Origin of the sequence: Vibrio algarum, from assembly GCF_028204155.1 — a bacterium.
Classification (GTDB): domain Bacteria; phylum Pseudomonadota; class Gammaproteobacteria; order Enterobacterales; family Vibrionaceae; genus Vibrio; species Vibrio algarum.
Genome location: NZ_JAQLOI010000001.1, coordinates 2,663,230 through 2,678,034 on the forward strand (window position 1 = coordinate 2,663,230; position 14,805 = coordinate 2,678,034).

11 protein-coding genes and 1 pseudogene are annotated in these 14,805 nt (G+C 41.7%); 6 read left to right on the forward strand and 6 right to left on the reverse strand.

What is annotated here, in order from left to right; genetic code table 11:
* Positions 1–23 precede the first annotated feature (23 nt).
* Positions 24–611, forward strand: a complete 588-nt coding sequence (locus tag PGX00_RS12415; protein WP_272136869.1) for a Maf family protein — start codon at positions 24–26, stop codon at positions 609–611.
* On the opposite strand, the gene rluC is transcribed toward PGX00_RS12415, so the two are convergent.
* Positions 600–1,541 carry a 23S rRNA pseudouridine(955/2504/2580) synthase RluC gene (gene rluC, locus PGX00_RS12420; RefSeq protein WP_272138056.1) on the reverse strand — a complete coding sequence of 314 codons (942 nt, stop codon included), beginning with the start codon at positions 1,539–1,541 and terminating at the stop codon, positions 600–602. The genes PGX00_RS12415 and rluC overlap by 12 nt on opposite strands.
* Before the next feature lie 617 nt (positions 1,542–2,158).
* Here rluC and rne point away from each other — a divergent pair.
* On the forward strand, positions 2,159–5,233 hold the full coding sequence (rne, locus tag PGX00_RS12425; protein WP_272136871.1) for a ribonuclease E: 3,075 nt from the start codon (positions 2,159–2,161) through the stop codon (positions 5,231–5,233).
* Between the two features lie 132 nt (positions 5,234–5,365).
* Here rne and PGX00_RS12430 read toward each other — a convergent pair whose 3' ends face one another.
* The 5 genes and pseudogenes from PGX00_RS12430 to hutW form a co-directional block, all read right to left on the reverse strand.
* Positions 5,366–7,156: an ABC transporter ATP-binding protein gene (locus tag PGX00_RS12430; RefSeq protein WP_272136873.1), complete on the reverse strand. Its 1,791-nt coding sequence runs from the start codon at positions 7,154–7,156 to the stop codon at positions 5,366–5,368.
* A 78-nt stretch (positions 7,157–7,234) separates the two neighbouring features.
* Positions 7,235–9,373, reverse strand: coding sequence for a TonB-dependent hemoglobin/transferrin/lactoferrin family receptor (locus tag PGX00_RS12435; protein ID WP_272136875.1), 2,139 nt, complete (start codon positions 9,371–9,373; stop codon positions 7,235–7,237).
* A 120-nt stretch (positions 9,374–9,493) separates the two neighbouring features.
* Positions 9,494–10,012 (reverse strand): heme utilization protein HutZ, encoded by a 519-nt coding sequence (gene hutZ, locus PGX00_RS12440; protein WP_272136877.1) that lies wholly within the window; start codon positions 10,010–10,012, stop codon positions 9,494–9,496.
* A complete protein-coding gene (gene hutX, locus PGX00_RS12445) occupies positions 10,002–10,532 on the reverse strand; it encodes a heme utilization cystosolic carrier protein HutX (RefSeq protein WP_272136879.1) in 531 nt (176 codons plus the stop codon). Before hutX ends, hutZ begins: the two co-directional genes overlap by 11 nt.
* 17 nt (positions 10,533–10,549) lie before the next feature.
* Positions 10,550–11,901: pseudogene (hutW, locus tag PGX00_RS12450) on the reverse strand (heme anaerobic degradation radical SAM methyltransferase ChuW/HutW).
* A 172-nt stretch (positions 11,902–12,073) separates the two neighbouring features.
* Here hutW and PGX00_RS12455 point away from each other — a divergent pair.
* The 4 genes from PGX00_RS12455 to PGX00_RS12470 are packed head-to-tail and all read left to right on the forward strand — an operon-like array spanning position 12,074 to position 14,786.
* Positions 12,074–12,811 carry an energy transducer TonB gene (locus PGX00_RS12455; protein WP_272136881.1) on the forward strand — a complete coding sequence of 246 codons (738 nt, stop codon included), beginning with the start codon at positions 12,074–12,076 and terminating at the stop codon, positions 12,809–12,811.
* Positions 12,812–13,534 carry a MotA/TolQ/ExbB proton channel family protein gene (locus PGX00_RS12460; protein ID WP_272136883.1) on the forward strand — a complete coding sequence of 241 codons (723 nt, stop codon included), beginning with the start codon at positions 12,812–12,814 and terminating at the stop codon, positions 13,532–13,534.
* Positions 13,531–13,950 carry an ExbD/TolR family protein gene (locus PGX00_RS12465; protein WP_272136885.1) on the forward strand — a complete coding sequence of 140 codons (420 nt, stop codon included), beginning with the start codon at positions 13,531–13,533 and terminating at the stop codon, positions 13,948–13,950. Before PGX00_RS12460 ends, PGX00_RS12465 begins: the two co-directional genes overlap by 4 nt.
* Positions 13,947–14,786: a heme/hemin ABC transporter substrate-binding protein gene (locus tag PGX00_RS12470; RefSeq protein ID WP_272136887.1), complete on the forward strand. Its 840-nt coding sequence runs from the start codon at positions 13,947–13,949 to the stop codon at positions 14,784–14,786. Before PGX00_RS12465 ends, PGX00_RS12470 begins: the two co-directional genes overlap by 4 nt.
* Positions 14,787–14,805 lie beyond the last annotated feature (19 nt).

Genomic DNA, 14,805 nt, shown 5'->3' on the forward strand with positions numbered 1-14,805 from the left:
CTCTGTTCTACAAGACTTTTTCTATGACTGAATTTGACCTGATCTTGGCCTCCACCTCGCCGTTTCGAAAAACCATTTTAGAAAAAATTCAGTTACCTTTTACACAGGCGAACCCGAATTGTGATGAAACCCCATTAGAAGATGAAACACCTGAAAAATTGGTAATGAGGTTAGCTACAAACAAAGCGAAAAGCTGCCAAATCAACGGGCATGCGCTTATTATTGGCTCTGATCAGGTTTGTGTAATAAACGGTAGAATTATAGGTAAACCCCATACTACCGAAAAGGCAATTGAGCAGCTTACCGCAGCCAGTGGTCAGTGCATCACTTTTTATACCGGTCTAGCGATACATAATACTAAAACCAACACCAGCGATGTGGCGTTAGATATATTCAAGGTTCACTTCCGTAAACTCAGTCAAGGTCAGATTAAAGATTATGTACAGCGAGAACAGCCACTAAACTGTGCTGGTAGTTTCAAGAGTGAAGGCTTAGGTATTGCGTTATTTGATAGGTTAGAAGGGAAAGACCCGAACAGTTTGATCGGGCTTCCATTGATTACCTTGATAGATATGCTTAAAAAGCAAGGCATCTCTGTTTTAGGTGCGTAATTTCTGAAGAACTTTTTCGAGTTTGGCTTCCATCGGCGCAGAAATATCCATTTTTTCTTCTGTCGCCGGATGAGCAAACTTAATATTGGCGGCATGCAGAAATAGCCGATCTAACCCTACTTTTCCGGTATAGGCGTCGAAACGTCTATCACCATAACGGTCGTCCCATGCAATGGGGTGACCAGTATATTGAGTATGAACACGTATTTGATGCGTTCGCCCAGTGATAGGGCTCGCTTGAATTAAAGTGGCATCAACAAATTTTTCTATTATTTTAAAACGTGTTTCAGACGCTTTACCATTGGGATTAACACGCACAATACTATTTACTTCATTCTTAAGTAATGGGGCATTTACTACGCGGCAGCTTGACTTCCATTGACCTAAAACAAGCGCAAAGTAATATTTCTGCACGGTTTTCTCACGGAACTGGGCCTGCAAATGGCGCAATGCTGAACGTTTTTTAGCTACTAGCAATATTCCAGAAGTGTCCCTATCTATTCTGTGAACTAATTCCAGAAAACGGGCCTCTGGACGTAACGCCCTTAGTGCTTCTATCGCACCAAATTTTAATCCACTACCCCCGTGAACAGCGGTTCCCGAAGGCTTATTTAAGATGAGCATATGATCATCTTCATAAATAATGCAGCTTTCTAACTCTGCCACTTTATTAAGCTTAGTATTAGGAACTTCTTTTTGTTCCGTTTCTTCTAACTTCACAGGTGGGACACGGACAATATCACCAGCCTGCAATTTATACTCAGCCTTGATACGTTTTTTGTTTACGCGCACTTCGCCCTTTCGGATGATTCGATAAATCAAACTCTTAGGCACATTTTTAAGTTGGTTCCGCATAAAGTTATCTATGCGTTGTCCTGCCATATCGGTATCGATATCGACATATTGGACTTTAGTTTTAATCTCATTCATGTCGCGCATTCTACCACCCAAATCACGTTTTTATCACTCTTTAGTTATTTCTTACAATCTAACCTCTGATATCTAACGAAAAACGAGGGGGTAGTCTTGTGATTATTACCTGTGCATAAATATTGGGATTAAAATTGGACAAAATTAATACAACTCAAACTAAAGTCATATTTATCAATAAGATAGGCTTTAGCTGTTTTTGAACTATTTTAAATTTTTTGCCTGTTTATAACAAAGCAGATTGCTGTATTTTAACGGCACTGCTATAGTTCACACCTGTAATGGGTAATTTGGATGCAATTCGCATTTTTCTCATTATCCAACAGCAAAAAAGCTAAATGAGTAGAAGAGCCTTATTATTCGATGCAGCGTATGGCGTAAGACGTTGAGAATAAAGCTTACTTGTCGCTCTACTCATCGTTCACTGATGTTGAGTATTTACCACCAAAGTTGTGGATCAGGAGCTATTTAATTAGTTCCTGATGACTGGAGTGTCCGAGAGCATCCCTTCCAGCCGTGAGGCTGCACTTATAAAGTCATGGGATCTGACACCATCGGTATCGAAGCCAAGCGGCATGTGTAATTAAAATAAAGAAACATCAACGAGAAAATAAAAAATGAAAAGAATGTTAATCAACGCAACTCAAAAAGAAGAGTTGCGTGTCGCTTTGGTCGATGGACAGCGACTTTTCGATTTAGATATCGAAAGCCCTGGCCATGAATCGAAAAAAGCAAATATCTACAAAGGTAAAATCACACGTATAGAGCCAAGTTTAGAAGCCGCATTTGTTGACTACGGTGCTGATAGACATGGTTTCCTCCCTCTTAAAGAAGTTGCTCGCGATTACTTTCCTCAAGGGTACACATACCAAGGTCGTCCAAGCATTAAAGAAGTGCTTAAAGAAGGCCAAGAAGTCATTGTACAAGTTGAAAAAGAAGAACGCGGTAGCAAAGGTGCAGCACTTACTACATTTATATCTCTTGCAGGCAGCTATTTAGTATTAATGCCGAATAACCCTCGAGCTGGCGGTATTTCTCGTCGTATCGAAGGGGATGAACGCACACAACTTAAAGCCGCATTGAGCACGTTAGACCTTCCTCAAGGTATGGGCTTAATCGTTCGTACTGCTGGTGTTGGTAAAAGTGCTGAAGAGCTAGAGTGGGATTTAAATGTATTACTTAACCATTGGAATGCAATAACTGAAGCTGCGGGTACAACACCAGCGCCTTTCTTAATCCATCAGGAAAGTAACGTTATTGTAAGAGCGATTCGTGACTACTTGCGCCGTGATATTGGTGAAATCCTTATCGATAGCAGCACAATCTACGAACGTGCTAGACAGCACATTCAACTTATCCGTCCAGACTTTCTTAACCGCGTTAAGAAATACGATGGTGAAGTGCCGCTATTTAGTCACTATCAAATAGAAAGCCAGATTGAATCCGCTTTCCAACGCGAAGTAAGGTTACCGTCAGGTGGTTCAATTGTTATTGACCCTACTGAAGCGTTAACTTCTATTGATATCAACTCTGCTAGAGCAACAAAAGGTAGTGATATTGAAGAGACAGCCCTAAATACTAACCTAGAAGCTGCAGATGAAATTGCTCGCCAATTACGTTTGCGTGACCTTGGTGGTTTAGTGGTTATCGACTTTATTGATATGACACCTGTTCGTCACCAGCGTGAAGTTGAAAATCGTTTACGTGAAGCCGTTCGTCTAGACCGTGCGCGTGTTCAAATTGGCCGTATTTCTCGCTTCGGTCTATTAGAAATGTCTCGTCAACGTTTGAGCCCATCTCTAGCAGAAGCAAGCCACCATATTTGTCCTCGTTGTACGGGTACTGGTGTCGTTCGTGATAATGAATCTCTTGCACTCTCTGTACTTAGACTTATTGAAGAAGAAGCTTTAAAAGACAACAGCTCACAAGTTGTTGCTGTCGTTCCTGTCGCCATCGCCTCTTATCTTCTTAACGAAAAGCGTCGCTCAGTAAATATCATTGAGTCTTCACAAGATGTGAAGGTTATTATTGTTCCAAATTCCGACATGGAAACCCCTCATTTTGAAGTGGTTCGTGTACGTGGCGGTGAAGAACACGATATTCTTTCATACTTGGTGCCTAAGAAATTAGAAGCCATGAAAGAAGCTGAAGCAACTGAACCTTCTGAAGCAGAACTCGTTCCGAAGAAAATTGAAGAACCTGCTCTTAAAGGCTTTGCAGCACCGGCTCCACAACCTGTTGCCCCGACTCCAGCACCAACGGTTTCTGAAAAGCCAGAAACGAACGAACCTGGCGTTATTTCGCGCTTTTTCAAAGCACTCTCTAATTTCTTCTCTAGCCCTGCTGAAGAAGTAAAAGAAGAGAAACCTAAAGAAGAAGTGGCGGATAATCGCAACAATCGTAACAATCGCAACAATCGCAACAATCGCAATGACAACCGTCGTCGTAATTCGCGAGATGGTAACCGCGATCAAAATAAGAATCGCCGTAAGCCAAATCGTAATGATCAACAAGACCAACAACAAGACGAACAAACGGAAATCAAGCCAAATCAACGCCGTGACAACCGTCGACCTAAGCAAGACAAAAAGGTCAATAAGTCTAACTCTAAGGTCGCTGAGCAAGGTCAACAGATCGCTGCTGAAGCACAAGTTGATTCTGCGCCAGTAGTAGAAGAAAAGAAAACTCAAACCGTTAAGCAACGTCGCCAGCGTCGTCAGCTTAAAAAGCAAGTTAGAACAAAAGACCAGCAAAATACCGCCGCTCAACAAGTCAATACGACCCAAGTTGAAGCGAAAGTAGAGCAAGACGTTAAGGTTGCTCAAGAAGTGGTTGAAACTAACAAGCCAGTTGTTGCTCAAGGCGAACAGAAAGAAGAACCAAAACGTCGTAGTCGTCGTACTCCTCGTCACTTACGTGCAAGTGGACAACGCCGTCGTCGTGGTCGCGATCGTAAACCTAACCCATTCCGCCTACGTAAAGGTGGTGTAGCCTCTCCTGAGATGGCAATGGGCAAAGTAATACCGAAGTACGACCTTGCAAAACCAAGACGTAAAGAAAGAACACGCATTACGCCTGAAGTTGAGCAAGTCATATTGAACGGCTTCGCATGCCCTGAAATGGCCATGGGTAAAGTCATCATACTTCGTGACATCGTGGAAACGAAAACAGCAGAAGTCAAAGTTGCACCGGTTATTGAGCAAGCGCCTATCGAGGCTCCAGTTCAAAACGAGCAAGCTCCAGCTAAAGAAGTGACACCTGTTGCTGAAGTAGCGGAAAAATCGGTTGTTGAGACAGACATCGTTGAAACATCGGTTCAGGAAGCACCTGTTGCTGAGGCAGAAATAGTTGAAGCAGAAATAGTTGAAGCGCAAGTAGCTGACGAACCTGTCGCTGAACCAGTAATTGAAGCGCCTATCGTTGAAGTGAAAACAGCACCTGTAGACGTTGTAGCTCCACAAGTTGAAGTAGAAGTGAAGCAAGCAGCCGCTGTAGTAGCCAAACCTAAAGTAGGCACTCAGAAGCGAAAAGCTCACGCTGGTTCTGCAATGGCTAAAGCACCTGGACCTCAAGAGATCAAAGAGATTGAAGTTAAGGCTGCACCATTAAAAGAAGAGCGTTATACACCGAAAGGTGCTGGTAGCCAATCGGCAACTAGTCAAGCCTCTTCTGGTACATCTAAGACGATGTAATTTGCTCTGTATAACTGAGCAGTAAGCGCCCAGTTAACGGCATAAATAAAAAGGTAAGACTCTGGAAGTCTTACCTTTTTTTATATTATCAATCAGGAAAATTATTCACCAGAACAAAAAACAAAAATGATATTACGCCTGACTACCATATAGCGTCTGATATAAACCGTCTTCTTGCACTAGATCATGATGATTTCCAGATTGAATAACCTTTCCATCCTCCAGCACGTAAATTAAATCTGCTTGTTTCACTGCGGATAAACGATGCGCAACTATTAGTGTTGTTTTACCGTCTAAAAACGTATTCAATGCTTGGTGCAAAGCAGATTCCGTAGAAGTGTCTAGTGCTGATGTAGCTTCGTCTAATATGACTAAATCAGGATTGACTAACACCATTCTTGCTATCGCTAACCGTTGCCTCTGACCACCCGACAACTTCACCCCTTGACGACCTAGTTCAGAACTCAACTGGTTAGGCAATGCGAGCACAAAGTCGGACAACTGAGCGACCTTAAGCGCATTCCAGATATATTCATCACTATATTTTTCACCCAGTGTCAGGTTTTCTCTCAAGGTATCATTGAAGATCATAGGATGCTGTAACACAACTGCTAGCTTTTCTCTTAAACCTTCATAACCGACATCCTCAATAGGGTGACCATTAATGAGTATGTCTCCTTTGGTTTTTTGATAGATACCAAGTAACAATTGGATGAGTGTGGATTTTCCACCGCCGGATGCTCCAACTAAAGCGACCCGTTTGCCTCGGGGGATGCATAAGCTCAGATCATCGATGACGCGCCTTTCTGCATCGTAAGCAAACTCAATATTTTTGAACTCGATATCAAATGATTGGTTATTCTCAAAAGGAACGAGTTTCGGTGGATACACCTTTTGTTCATCCAGCATCAGTAAACCATTTAAACGTTTCATTGCTGCTGATGCACTAAACCATGAGTATTGAATGCTGAGTAAATCTTGGATTGGTGACAACATGTACCAGAGGTAGCCAAAAATAGCGAATATTTGGCCGACAGTAAGATCGCCCATAAGAACTAATATCATCGCAGCGGCACGAAATATCTCAAAGCCGATAAGAAACAGTAAAAACGAAATACGATTTGCAGCATCTGATTGCCAAGCATAATTATCCGCATCCTGCCTAATGCCTTCGGCATCTTGCATTAATCTGTCTAAATAAACTCGCTCTCGATTAGACGCTCTCAATTGGTATAAACCATCTAAGGTTTCTACTAGCCGTTGCTGAAACCTCTCAAAGGAACGATTCTCTTTTTTCTTCAGTTCCTTTACTTTGTGCCCCATTTTTTTGGACAGGAATACGATGACTGGATTGAGTAAAATAATGAAAAGAGCCAGCTTCCAGTCTAACCAAAAAAGAACGAGAGAAATGCCGATAATCGATAAAATGCTGACCACGAATCGGCTCATGGTTGAACCAATAAACTTATCAACGGTTTCGATATCCGTGACAAGATAAGATGTTAATGCACCAGACCCCCTTTCTTCATATTGACGCATATTTATCTTGCCGAGTTTTTCTAAAAGACCCTTTCTTAATGTACAAGTAAGGGATTTAGACACTAGGGTAAACTGGCGAGCTTGTAAAATATTTAGCCCCTGACTCACTAGGCGCATCAAAACGATGAGTAACAAAACCACCGTGATATAGCCTTCGGCACTATATAGAAAGGTTGGCATTATGCGGTTAAGAACTGCAATCCCAGCCCCTGGTTGTTGTAACAACACCTCATCAACTAACAATGGCAGCAATAAGGGAATAGGAACACTAATCACTGCAGCCAAGACCGCAACGAGATTGGCAATTATCAGTTTTTTCTTATGTTGTTTGGCATGATGGTATAGCCATTTTGTATTAATTTCTTTTAATGCGTGAATTGACACTATCGGTATCCAAATTAAAAAAGCTGTCTTATTACTCAAAGACAGCTTTTGGTTTAAAGAGTTTAAGATAAGAAATATCTAGAACTGATAATCCACAGCAACGCCCCAATTACGGCCAGGTTGTGACTTTATATCTTTATTAAAGCTATTCGTTTCTGTTCGTCCAGCGATGTCATCGTATAACCAGTACTTTTTATCTAAAGCGTTAAATAGACCAGCTGATAGTCTCAAGTTTTGGGTTGGTTGATAGTATGTTGTGAAATCAACCAGCGTATAACCCGCTACATTTTCATTGTCATCGGATTGCCAATCATCTTTAGCCGCAACCATTTTCACATTAACCGCTGCACCATATAAATCTCTATCAAGCCCCAAGCCAATAACACTAGTTAATGGCGCTACCGAATCTAAAGCATCGCCTGTTTTTTTGTCTTCACCGTCTAAATAGGCAACACTGATACGGCTATACATTCCTTCCGGAGCCGAAAACATTTCATCTAGATAGACCGTCGAACTAAACTCAACACCATATATCTCAACCTCATCAAGATTCTTTTTGGTGATCACATCTTTGCCATCTTGTTCGCCAGTGACTTCTTGCGTAATGAAGTCGGTGTAATCATTATAGAACATAGCCACTTCAAAGCGCGCTGAACTATTTTCACCTCGAAGACCCATTTCATAAGCCGTACTTCTCTCAGCCTTTAAGTCTGGGTTAGCCTCAATTATCGCACCTTGGTCATAAAAGTAGTATAAATCGTAAACGGTTGGTGCTTTAAAACCTTGACTCACCTGCCCAAAAACAGAGAGCTGATCATTGAAATGGTAAACGGTTCCTAACTTACCTGTCACTGCGCTATCCTCATTTTTAGGATAGTCGGTCGTGTAACCTGAATCCGTTGTCGGATCAGCAGTGTAGGAATCGAAACGAAGCCCCGCAGTAACAATTAGACGCTCTTGCATAAAGAACGCTTGGTCTTGTATAAACAACCCCCACTGCATAACATTCGCGTCAGGAATCCCTGTGCTTCCGGGTGTTACCGTTCCGAAATCATATTTATGATCGGTGTTATCTAGACTAAAATCATTATTTAAGAACGTCGCTCCATAGGTGAATTCATGCGCATTATTGCCGAACATCACTATTTTAGAGAGCTGCGTATCCACCTGAATTGTACGGTCTGAAGCCTCACGCTCTCGCATGCGTCGACCAGAGAAAGGTGTCGTATCATAATTCTCCGATAAGGAATTCGAATCTTGATAATTTACTGACCAATCTAATGAGTCCGCTAACAATGTATCCATAAACATTTGATGCTCAAAGCCAACACGCAAACGCTCAGAAACATCTTCGTTATAGTTATCCGTATAGGTGAACCCAGGCATAATGCTATAGCCATTATAGTTCAGTTCATCTTCATCATACTGCTGCTTATAATACTCTACGGTCAAACCAACTCGATTGTCTTCATTCACTTGATAAAATGCTTTACCTAAAAGGTTACCCAACTCTTTATCCGCTGGATTTGCAGCACCACGGTCTGGCCCTTCAATGTCAGCACCTGAACCATGTGTCTCTGTTTCGTGTCCGTTGGCATAAGTCGCCATTAATAAGGTTTCGAGCTTATCTTTACGCATCGCCCAGTTCAGGGTCGTTTTAAACTCATCATTTGCTGAAGCGTACCCACTTTTTATACCAAAGCGGTGCTCGTCATCGGATGTCGTTAAGTAATCTTGTGGGTTTTTGGTTCGCATTAAAACTACGCCACCCAAAGCATCGGAGCCATACAAGGTAGAGGAAGGGCCTTTGTTTACTTCGATTGACTGTAATGTATCCACTTCAATCGTATTAGGATACTTTCGTTGCTCCGTAGAGCCAGGGTTATAGGATGAAGGTTGCTGCACCCCGTCCACCATCATTTTAACCCTACTCTCTTCAACCCCTCTAATGTTGACTCCAGACACACCAAAACGGCCGGAACCTTGAGCATCGACACCGGGCGTATATTGGAAGACATCCTTCAACTCGTTGGTTAAGTTATTATTTAAGTCATCGGAAGATATTACATCAATTGAAGATGACACATCCTTTTTACTCTGCTCGGTACGTGTACCTGACACTACAACTTCTTCGAAAGAGTATGTTTCTGCATAGGTTGTTGCAGACAAAGTAAGTAAACCACCGATAGCCACCGCTAATCTTGTTTTCCTAAGCATTTTTTTATCCTTTATCCAATTTTTAGGCGAACAAACCCGCAGATGAGACTCGATATCTCATCTGGTGCTTTATGTTTGCTACATTATTTATTTGATATTTAAATCAAGTACGATGTGGCCTTATTTATTTTTTATATGGCCTTCATCTAGGTGAACGATATCCACTAGATCACTTCCCGTCACATCAAACGCCTTACCAAAACCTTTAACAAAGCGCCCTTTCTCTGGGATAAGTTGATACATATGAAAATCGCCTAGTTTGCTCAAATTACTAACAATTTCTCCAAATCGCTGTTCAAGTGCGCGAATAGCTTCCCACCAAGAATCCGATTCTCTATGAACTAAATTGGCTGTGGTATCGAAACTCAAACGCTTGCGAGCATAGATACTTCTCGAATCTTGCTCATCTTCTATCATCATAATTGACACTTTCTGATGACTTTTTATATTCTGCCCATGCTTTGCAATATCACTAATCAAGATATAGTAGCCATCGGGTAGGTAAACAAATGGCGTGTAGCTTACATGTGGGCAACCATCGTAAGTAAGAGTCGCCATTTGCAAGGTTTTTTGTTGCTGACGGAATTCGACAATTTCACTTCCAATACGGTTTTGAATTCGCTGTTGTTTATTTTCCATTGCTTAAGTCCTTCTTTAAGCGATTGAATAACTCTATTTGCCCAGCAATTATCTGGCGTTTTTTGTCACGACCTAAATAAACTTTAAAAATGCAGTTTCCTGCTTGGTCATAAAAACCAATGAAATAGCTTTCCATGCCTTTAAACGGTTTAGAAACACACGCAACATCCGTCACCAAATCAATCTTTAAATGACCATTTAACTCACCGTCTTTTCTACCCATCAGATTGTAATAACCATGGGCTACCTTTCCTTTTGGAAACGGGGCTTTTGCTTCAAAAATTGAACCATGAGAATGGATAATAGTGGTGACTCGTCCCCATGTAGGCAACGTCTCTAGGATAGTTTGCGTTTTATCACCAGAATAAGTTGAAACATATTGGCTCGGCAGTGCTAGAGTCACTTCTCCTTCTGACCGCTCTAAACGATTTGCCATCTCTGAAACAGAAATATTAGGTTCTTGTTCATTAAGTTCTTGCACCGTTTTTTTGAGCTGACCTATTGGGTAAGTTACGTTCATGGTTATATTTCTCCTGACTATGCAGCACGCATTAATTTATGATTATGTTCAACAACTTGTATTAGGTTTTGAGCTAACGTAACAGACCAAAATTGCCCTGCTATCGTCAAGCTGAGATACTCTTTGTCTAACTGAATCAGACCGTTACTTTGCCATGCCGTAAACAAAGGTAATAGCGGTTCAAAGAGTTCACTGCCATAGGTTGAATCAAGACGGTGTTTTGCCAATACACCTTTATCAAAGGCAGATTTAATTTCAGCACTTATATTACGAGTTACTGGGGCGTTAAACGCCATGCCTATTGGAAATGTTCTATTCGCTACTGCTTCGATGTAGGTATCCATATTTCGTGTATGCATCATTTGAATACCACCAACATTTCCACCAGCACCTGCACCGACAGGTAGCACTTCTGCCGTTGTCTTGGCTAAGCTGTTATAAATACTTCGCTCCCTGTTGGAAGAGGACCAATGGTTCACGCTCAATCTCTTTTGATGGTGCTGTTCCATAAACTGGACGCCACGTTGATACATTCTTGCTTTCAATGCGGTATCCGCTGGTGCAGGTAATTTGCCTTTTTCGACCAGTTGAGCCATTGGGAAGCCTTTCATTTCAATTAACTGATAAAGATCAACCCCATGAGCCCCTGATTCTAGATAATCGTTTAGGTCTTGCTCCCAAATATCCAATGTTTGATGTGGCAAGCCATAAAGCAGATCAAGGACCACTGGTGCGGCGTTATAACTCACAAGTTCTTGAGTCCTATTTAAGACATATTCTCTATCATCTAAGCGCTTTGCCGCTCGTCTAACTGTTGAATTAAAGGATTGGATACCAAAAGAAAAGCGATTAAACCCCCTTCCAACGCACGTTCAAATTTCTCTGCATTGAACCCGTTCAATCGACCTTCGAGGGTAATCTCGCAATCAGGGGTTAATGGAAATAGACGCCGAATGGTTTTACCCAATAACTCCAGCTGTTCTGCACTTAAATCCGTAGGAGTGCCCCCTCCAATGTAAACCGCATGAAACGGCGCTGATTTTGTCCAACTCAATTGTGACTTCCACTCAAGTTCGGTCAGAAGCGCCTGAAAGTAGCTTTCGATGAGTTTTTTGCTAGAGGCATACTGGAAAAAATTACAGAAAGTACAACGAACTCGACAAAATGGGATATGTACATATAAGCAGCGAGAATGTTCTTTCCCTGCCGTAAGCGCAAGTTTTCTTGTGAGTTCAGATTGAACACTAACTGCACTTATGGGAACGGCCTGTCCACCCGCATGAGCGCCTTTTTTTCTGACAAATGCATTACTTATCGGATCAGGAGAATGGCATCCAACCAAATTTACATCGTTTAAATCAATAATCATGGACGAACAGCAACCTTACTAAATGTCTTATTTTTAAAGAGTTCTGAAATTGCGGCTAATACTAACGCCTAATTTTATATTTGTAAATGATAATTGATCTCATTCGCATTATCATTTACACTTTGATCCGAAATCATTATTCAAGTGAACGGGCATCATTCAAGGGGCGACATTGAACAGTAAGCGGTATGTGATATTTGGAAGTGTTTCTCTTGCGCTACATAGCCTCATGCTATTAGCTCAACCAGCACAAAAAGAGATGATTATTTCGATGGACTCCACAACAGCAAACTTACATTTGCAATTTGTTAGTACACCGAAAAAAGCGACCTCTCCCTTGCAAGAAGAACAAAAAACACAAGAAAAACCGCTTATTACAAAAAAGCAAGATGATGTGGTCAACGAGGTACCTGAACCAAAAAAAGCGATGGCAGTAAAAAAACCAATACAAAAGCAATTAGCGACCACAACAAAAGTAACGAAGAAGGTCGATAAAAAAAACAAACCAGTGGTAACCGCTGAGAAAAAACAACCGATTAAAGAAGCAAAAGAAACCTTGACACCTATTGATAAGCCTATTGATAAGCCTACAGAAAGTGTCGCGAGCGCGTCAACATCATCTACTCCTGTGCTTATAAAAAAACCAACTTTTAAAGCAAGACCGACTCCCGTTAGTTACCCCAGGTTAGCAAAAAGAAGAGGCCAACAAGGCAAAGTGCTTATTGAGGTTTGGATTGATGATAAGGGAGAACAAATTAAGCACTTCATCGTTGATTCTTCTGGGTTTTCTACATTAGATAGCGCCGCATTGAGCGCCATATCAAACTGGAAGTTCGACGTTTCTACAGAGCACGGCTATGCCATCGCTCATCGAGTACAGATACCTGTAAACTTTACACTGGATAGATAAATGAACATGTTAACAACGATTCATAGCCAATTGGGCTTGATGGCTTTGCCACTCACTCTACTTTCACTTCTAACTCTAACGCTTTTACTCGAGCGGGTTATTTTTCTCAGCATAAATAGCAGAACATCAAGCCATTACCTTATTGGAAAAATAAGAAATATCGATGTAAACAGTACCCATGCTTTAAACGAGCTGATTCAAGAACAAGCCACAAAAAAGAACACTCTATCCAAGGGAGTAGCCCTGCTTCTTGCTCACAAAAATTTTGCTAAACCACTAAGAGAACAAACCGTTAGTATTTGGTTAGCAAGAAATCGTCAACAATACACTTCTGGGTTACGTTTCCTTTCCGTCATAGGTGCCATTAGCCCTTTAATTGGCTTGCTTGGAACGGTGCTAGGATTAATCGAAATGTTTAAAGACCTAGGAACAACAACAGGGGCCATTGCGCCATCGGACCTTGCTAAGGGCCTAGGTCTTGCTATGTCTACAACCGCGGCAGGTTTGATAATTGCCGTCCCTGCTATATTTGGTAGTCAGATCCTTCAATTATGGGCTGAGCGTTCCATTGCTAAAATAGAACATGCGCTAAATCACTGTAACCTTTACCTTGAAGGTATTTCCCTAGAGAAAGTAACGAATGAGGTTATCCATCGCCAACCTTCAACAGACATTAGCGACAGTATAGAAGTCACTCAAGCGCATGAGGCTAAGACCGTATGATCACATCTAGCCCTCAACAACCCAGCTTCTTAACCCCAGACTTAACGCCACTCTTGGATCTCATCTTTATTGTGCTGGTATTTCTATTATTAACCGCCAATATCCAGATTAAGAGCATGGAAGTCAGCATTCCTCAAACACAAGACCACGAAGTGTTGAGTCCTCCAGACAAAGACGTTATCACCGTTAATATACATGCCCAGGACTCGCTATGGGCTATCGAAGGAATCCCTTATTCCGATTGGAATCAGTTCGCGGAAGTTCTTGTCATCACAATCAACAATCAACCCAATAAATCACTTGTGATTGCCGCGGACAAATCCGCCTCGGTGCAATCCATGCTTAGGCTATTAGCCTTTCTACAAAAAAACCAAATCAACGCAACCAATATCATTATGGATAACCAAGAATCATGAGAGCATTTACCCTTATTTTAAGCCTTCTATTATTTCAACCATCCGCTTTCGCAAAAGAACGAATCATTAGTGCCGGCTCAGTGGTCACCGAACTTATTTATGCCCTGGGAGCAGAACAACAACTTGTTGCAGTGGATGTGACAAGCAAACACCTTGTCGCTAATCAAGATATCCCTCAAGTAGGATACCACCGACAATTATCCGCCGAAGGGTTATTGGCTCTACACCCAAGTTACCTAGTTGGCTCTAATGAAATGGGACCCGATTCCACTCTGGAAAATCTAAAATCAAGTCATGTAAATGTCCTCATAGTTCCACCAGGTAATTCGACCGAAGCGCTCTATCAAAGGATAGATATCCTTGCGGAACTCACTGGAACAACAAATAAAGCCTTAGAGCTAAAGCAGACCGTAAAGCAAGATATAGACAATTTAACTCAATACGAATTAACACGTAGCCCAAAAGTCATCTTTTTAATGCTAAGCAAAGGCCGACCTGCTACGGTGGGTGGTAAAGAGACAACCGTCGATAAAATTATTACATTGTCTGGTGCAACTAACCCAGCAAACGAAGCCGTAAGCTCTTACAAGCCACTTTCTATGGAAGCGGTTGTTGCATTGCAGCCCGACTATATATTAGTGAGCGAACGCGCTTGGAAAAGCCTTGAAGGTCATGACGGCATAATGGCCTCTTTCCCTTTGTTAGCGGCAACACCTGCAGGCCAACCGGGAAAAATTTTATCGATTCCAAGCCATGCTTTAATTGGTGGGTTTGGTATAGAGAGTATTCGACTTTCACAAAAACTGCGTGATAAGTTTAACCAAGACGAATCATAAACGTATCGAGACGACAGAA

Excerpts from the sequence above, each read along its gene's own strand:
- hutZ (WP_272136877.1), bottom strand. The coding sequence starts at position 10,012 with ATGGAAAATAAACAACAGCGAATTCAAAACCGTATTGGAAGTGAAATT.
- rluC (WP_272138056.1), bottom strand. The coding sequence starts at position 1,541 with ATGAATGAGATTAAAACTAAAGTCCAATATGTCGATATCGATACCGAT.
- PGX00_RS12415 (WP_272136869.1), top strand. The coding sequence starts at position 24 with ATGACTGAATTTGACCTGATCTTGGCCTCCACCTCGCCGTTTCGAAAA.
- PGX00_RS12460 (WP_272136883.1), top strand. The coding sequence starts at position 12,812 with ATGAACATGTTAACAACGATTCATAGCCAATTGGGCTTGATGGCTTTG.
- hutX (WP_272136879.1), bottom strand. The coding sequence starts at position 10,532 with ATGAACGTAACTTACCCAATAGGTCAGCTCAAAAAAACGGTGCAAGAA.
- rne (WP_272136871.1), top strand. The coding sequence starts at position 2,159 with ATGAAAAGAATGTTAATCAACGCAACTCAAAAAGAAGAGTTGCGTGTC.
- PGX00_RS12470 (WP_272136887.1), top strand. The coding sequence starts at position 13,947 with ATGAGAGCATTTACCCTTATTTTAAGCCTTCTATTATTTCAACCATCC.
- PGX00_RS12465 (WP_272136885.1), top strand. The coding sequence starts at position 13,531 with ATGATCACATCTAGCCCTCAACAACCCAGCTTCTTAACCCCAGACTTA.
- PGX00_RS12435 (WP_272136875.1), bottom strand. The coding sequence starts at position 9,373 with ATGCTTAGGAAAACAAGATTAGCGGTGGCTATCGGTGGTTTACTTACT.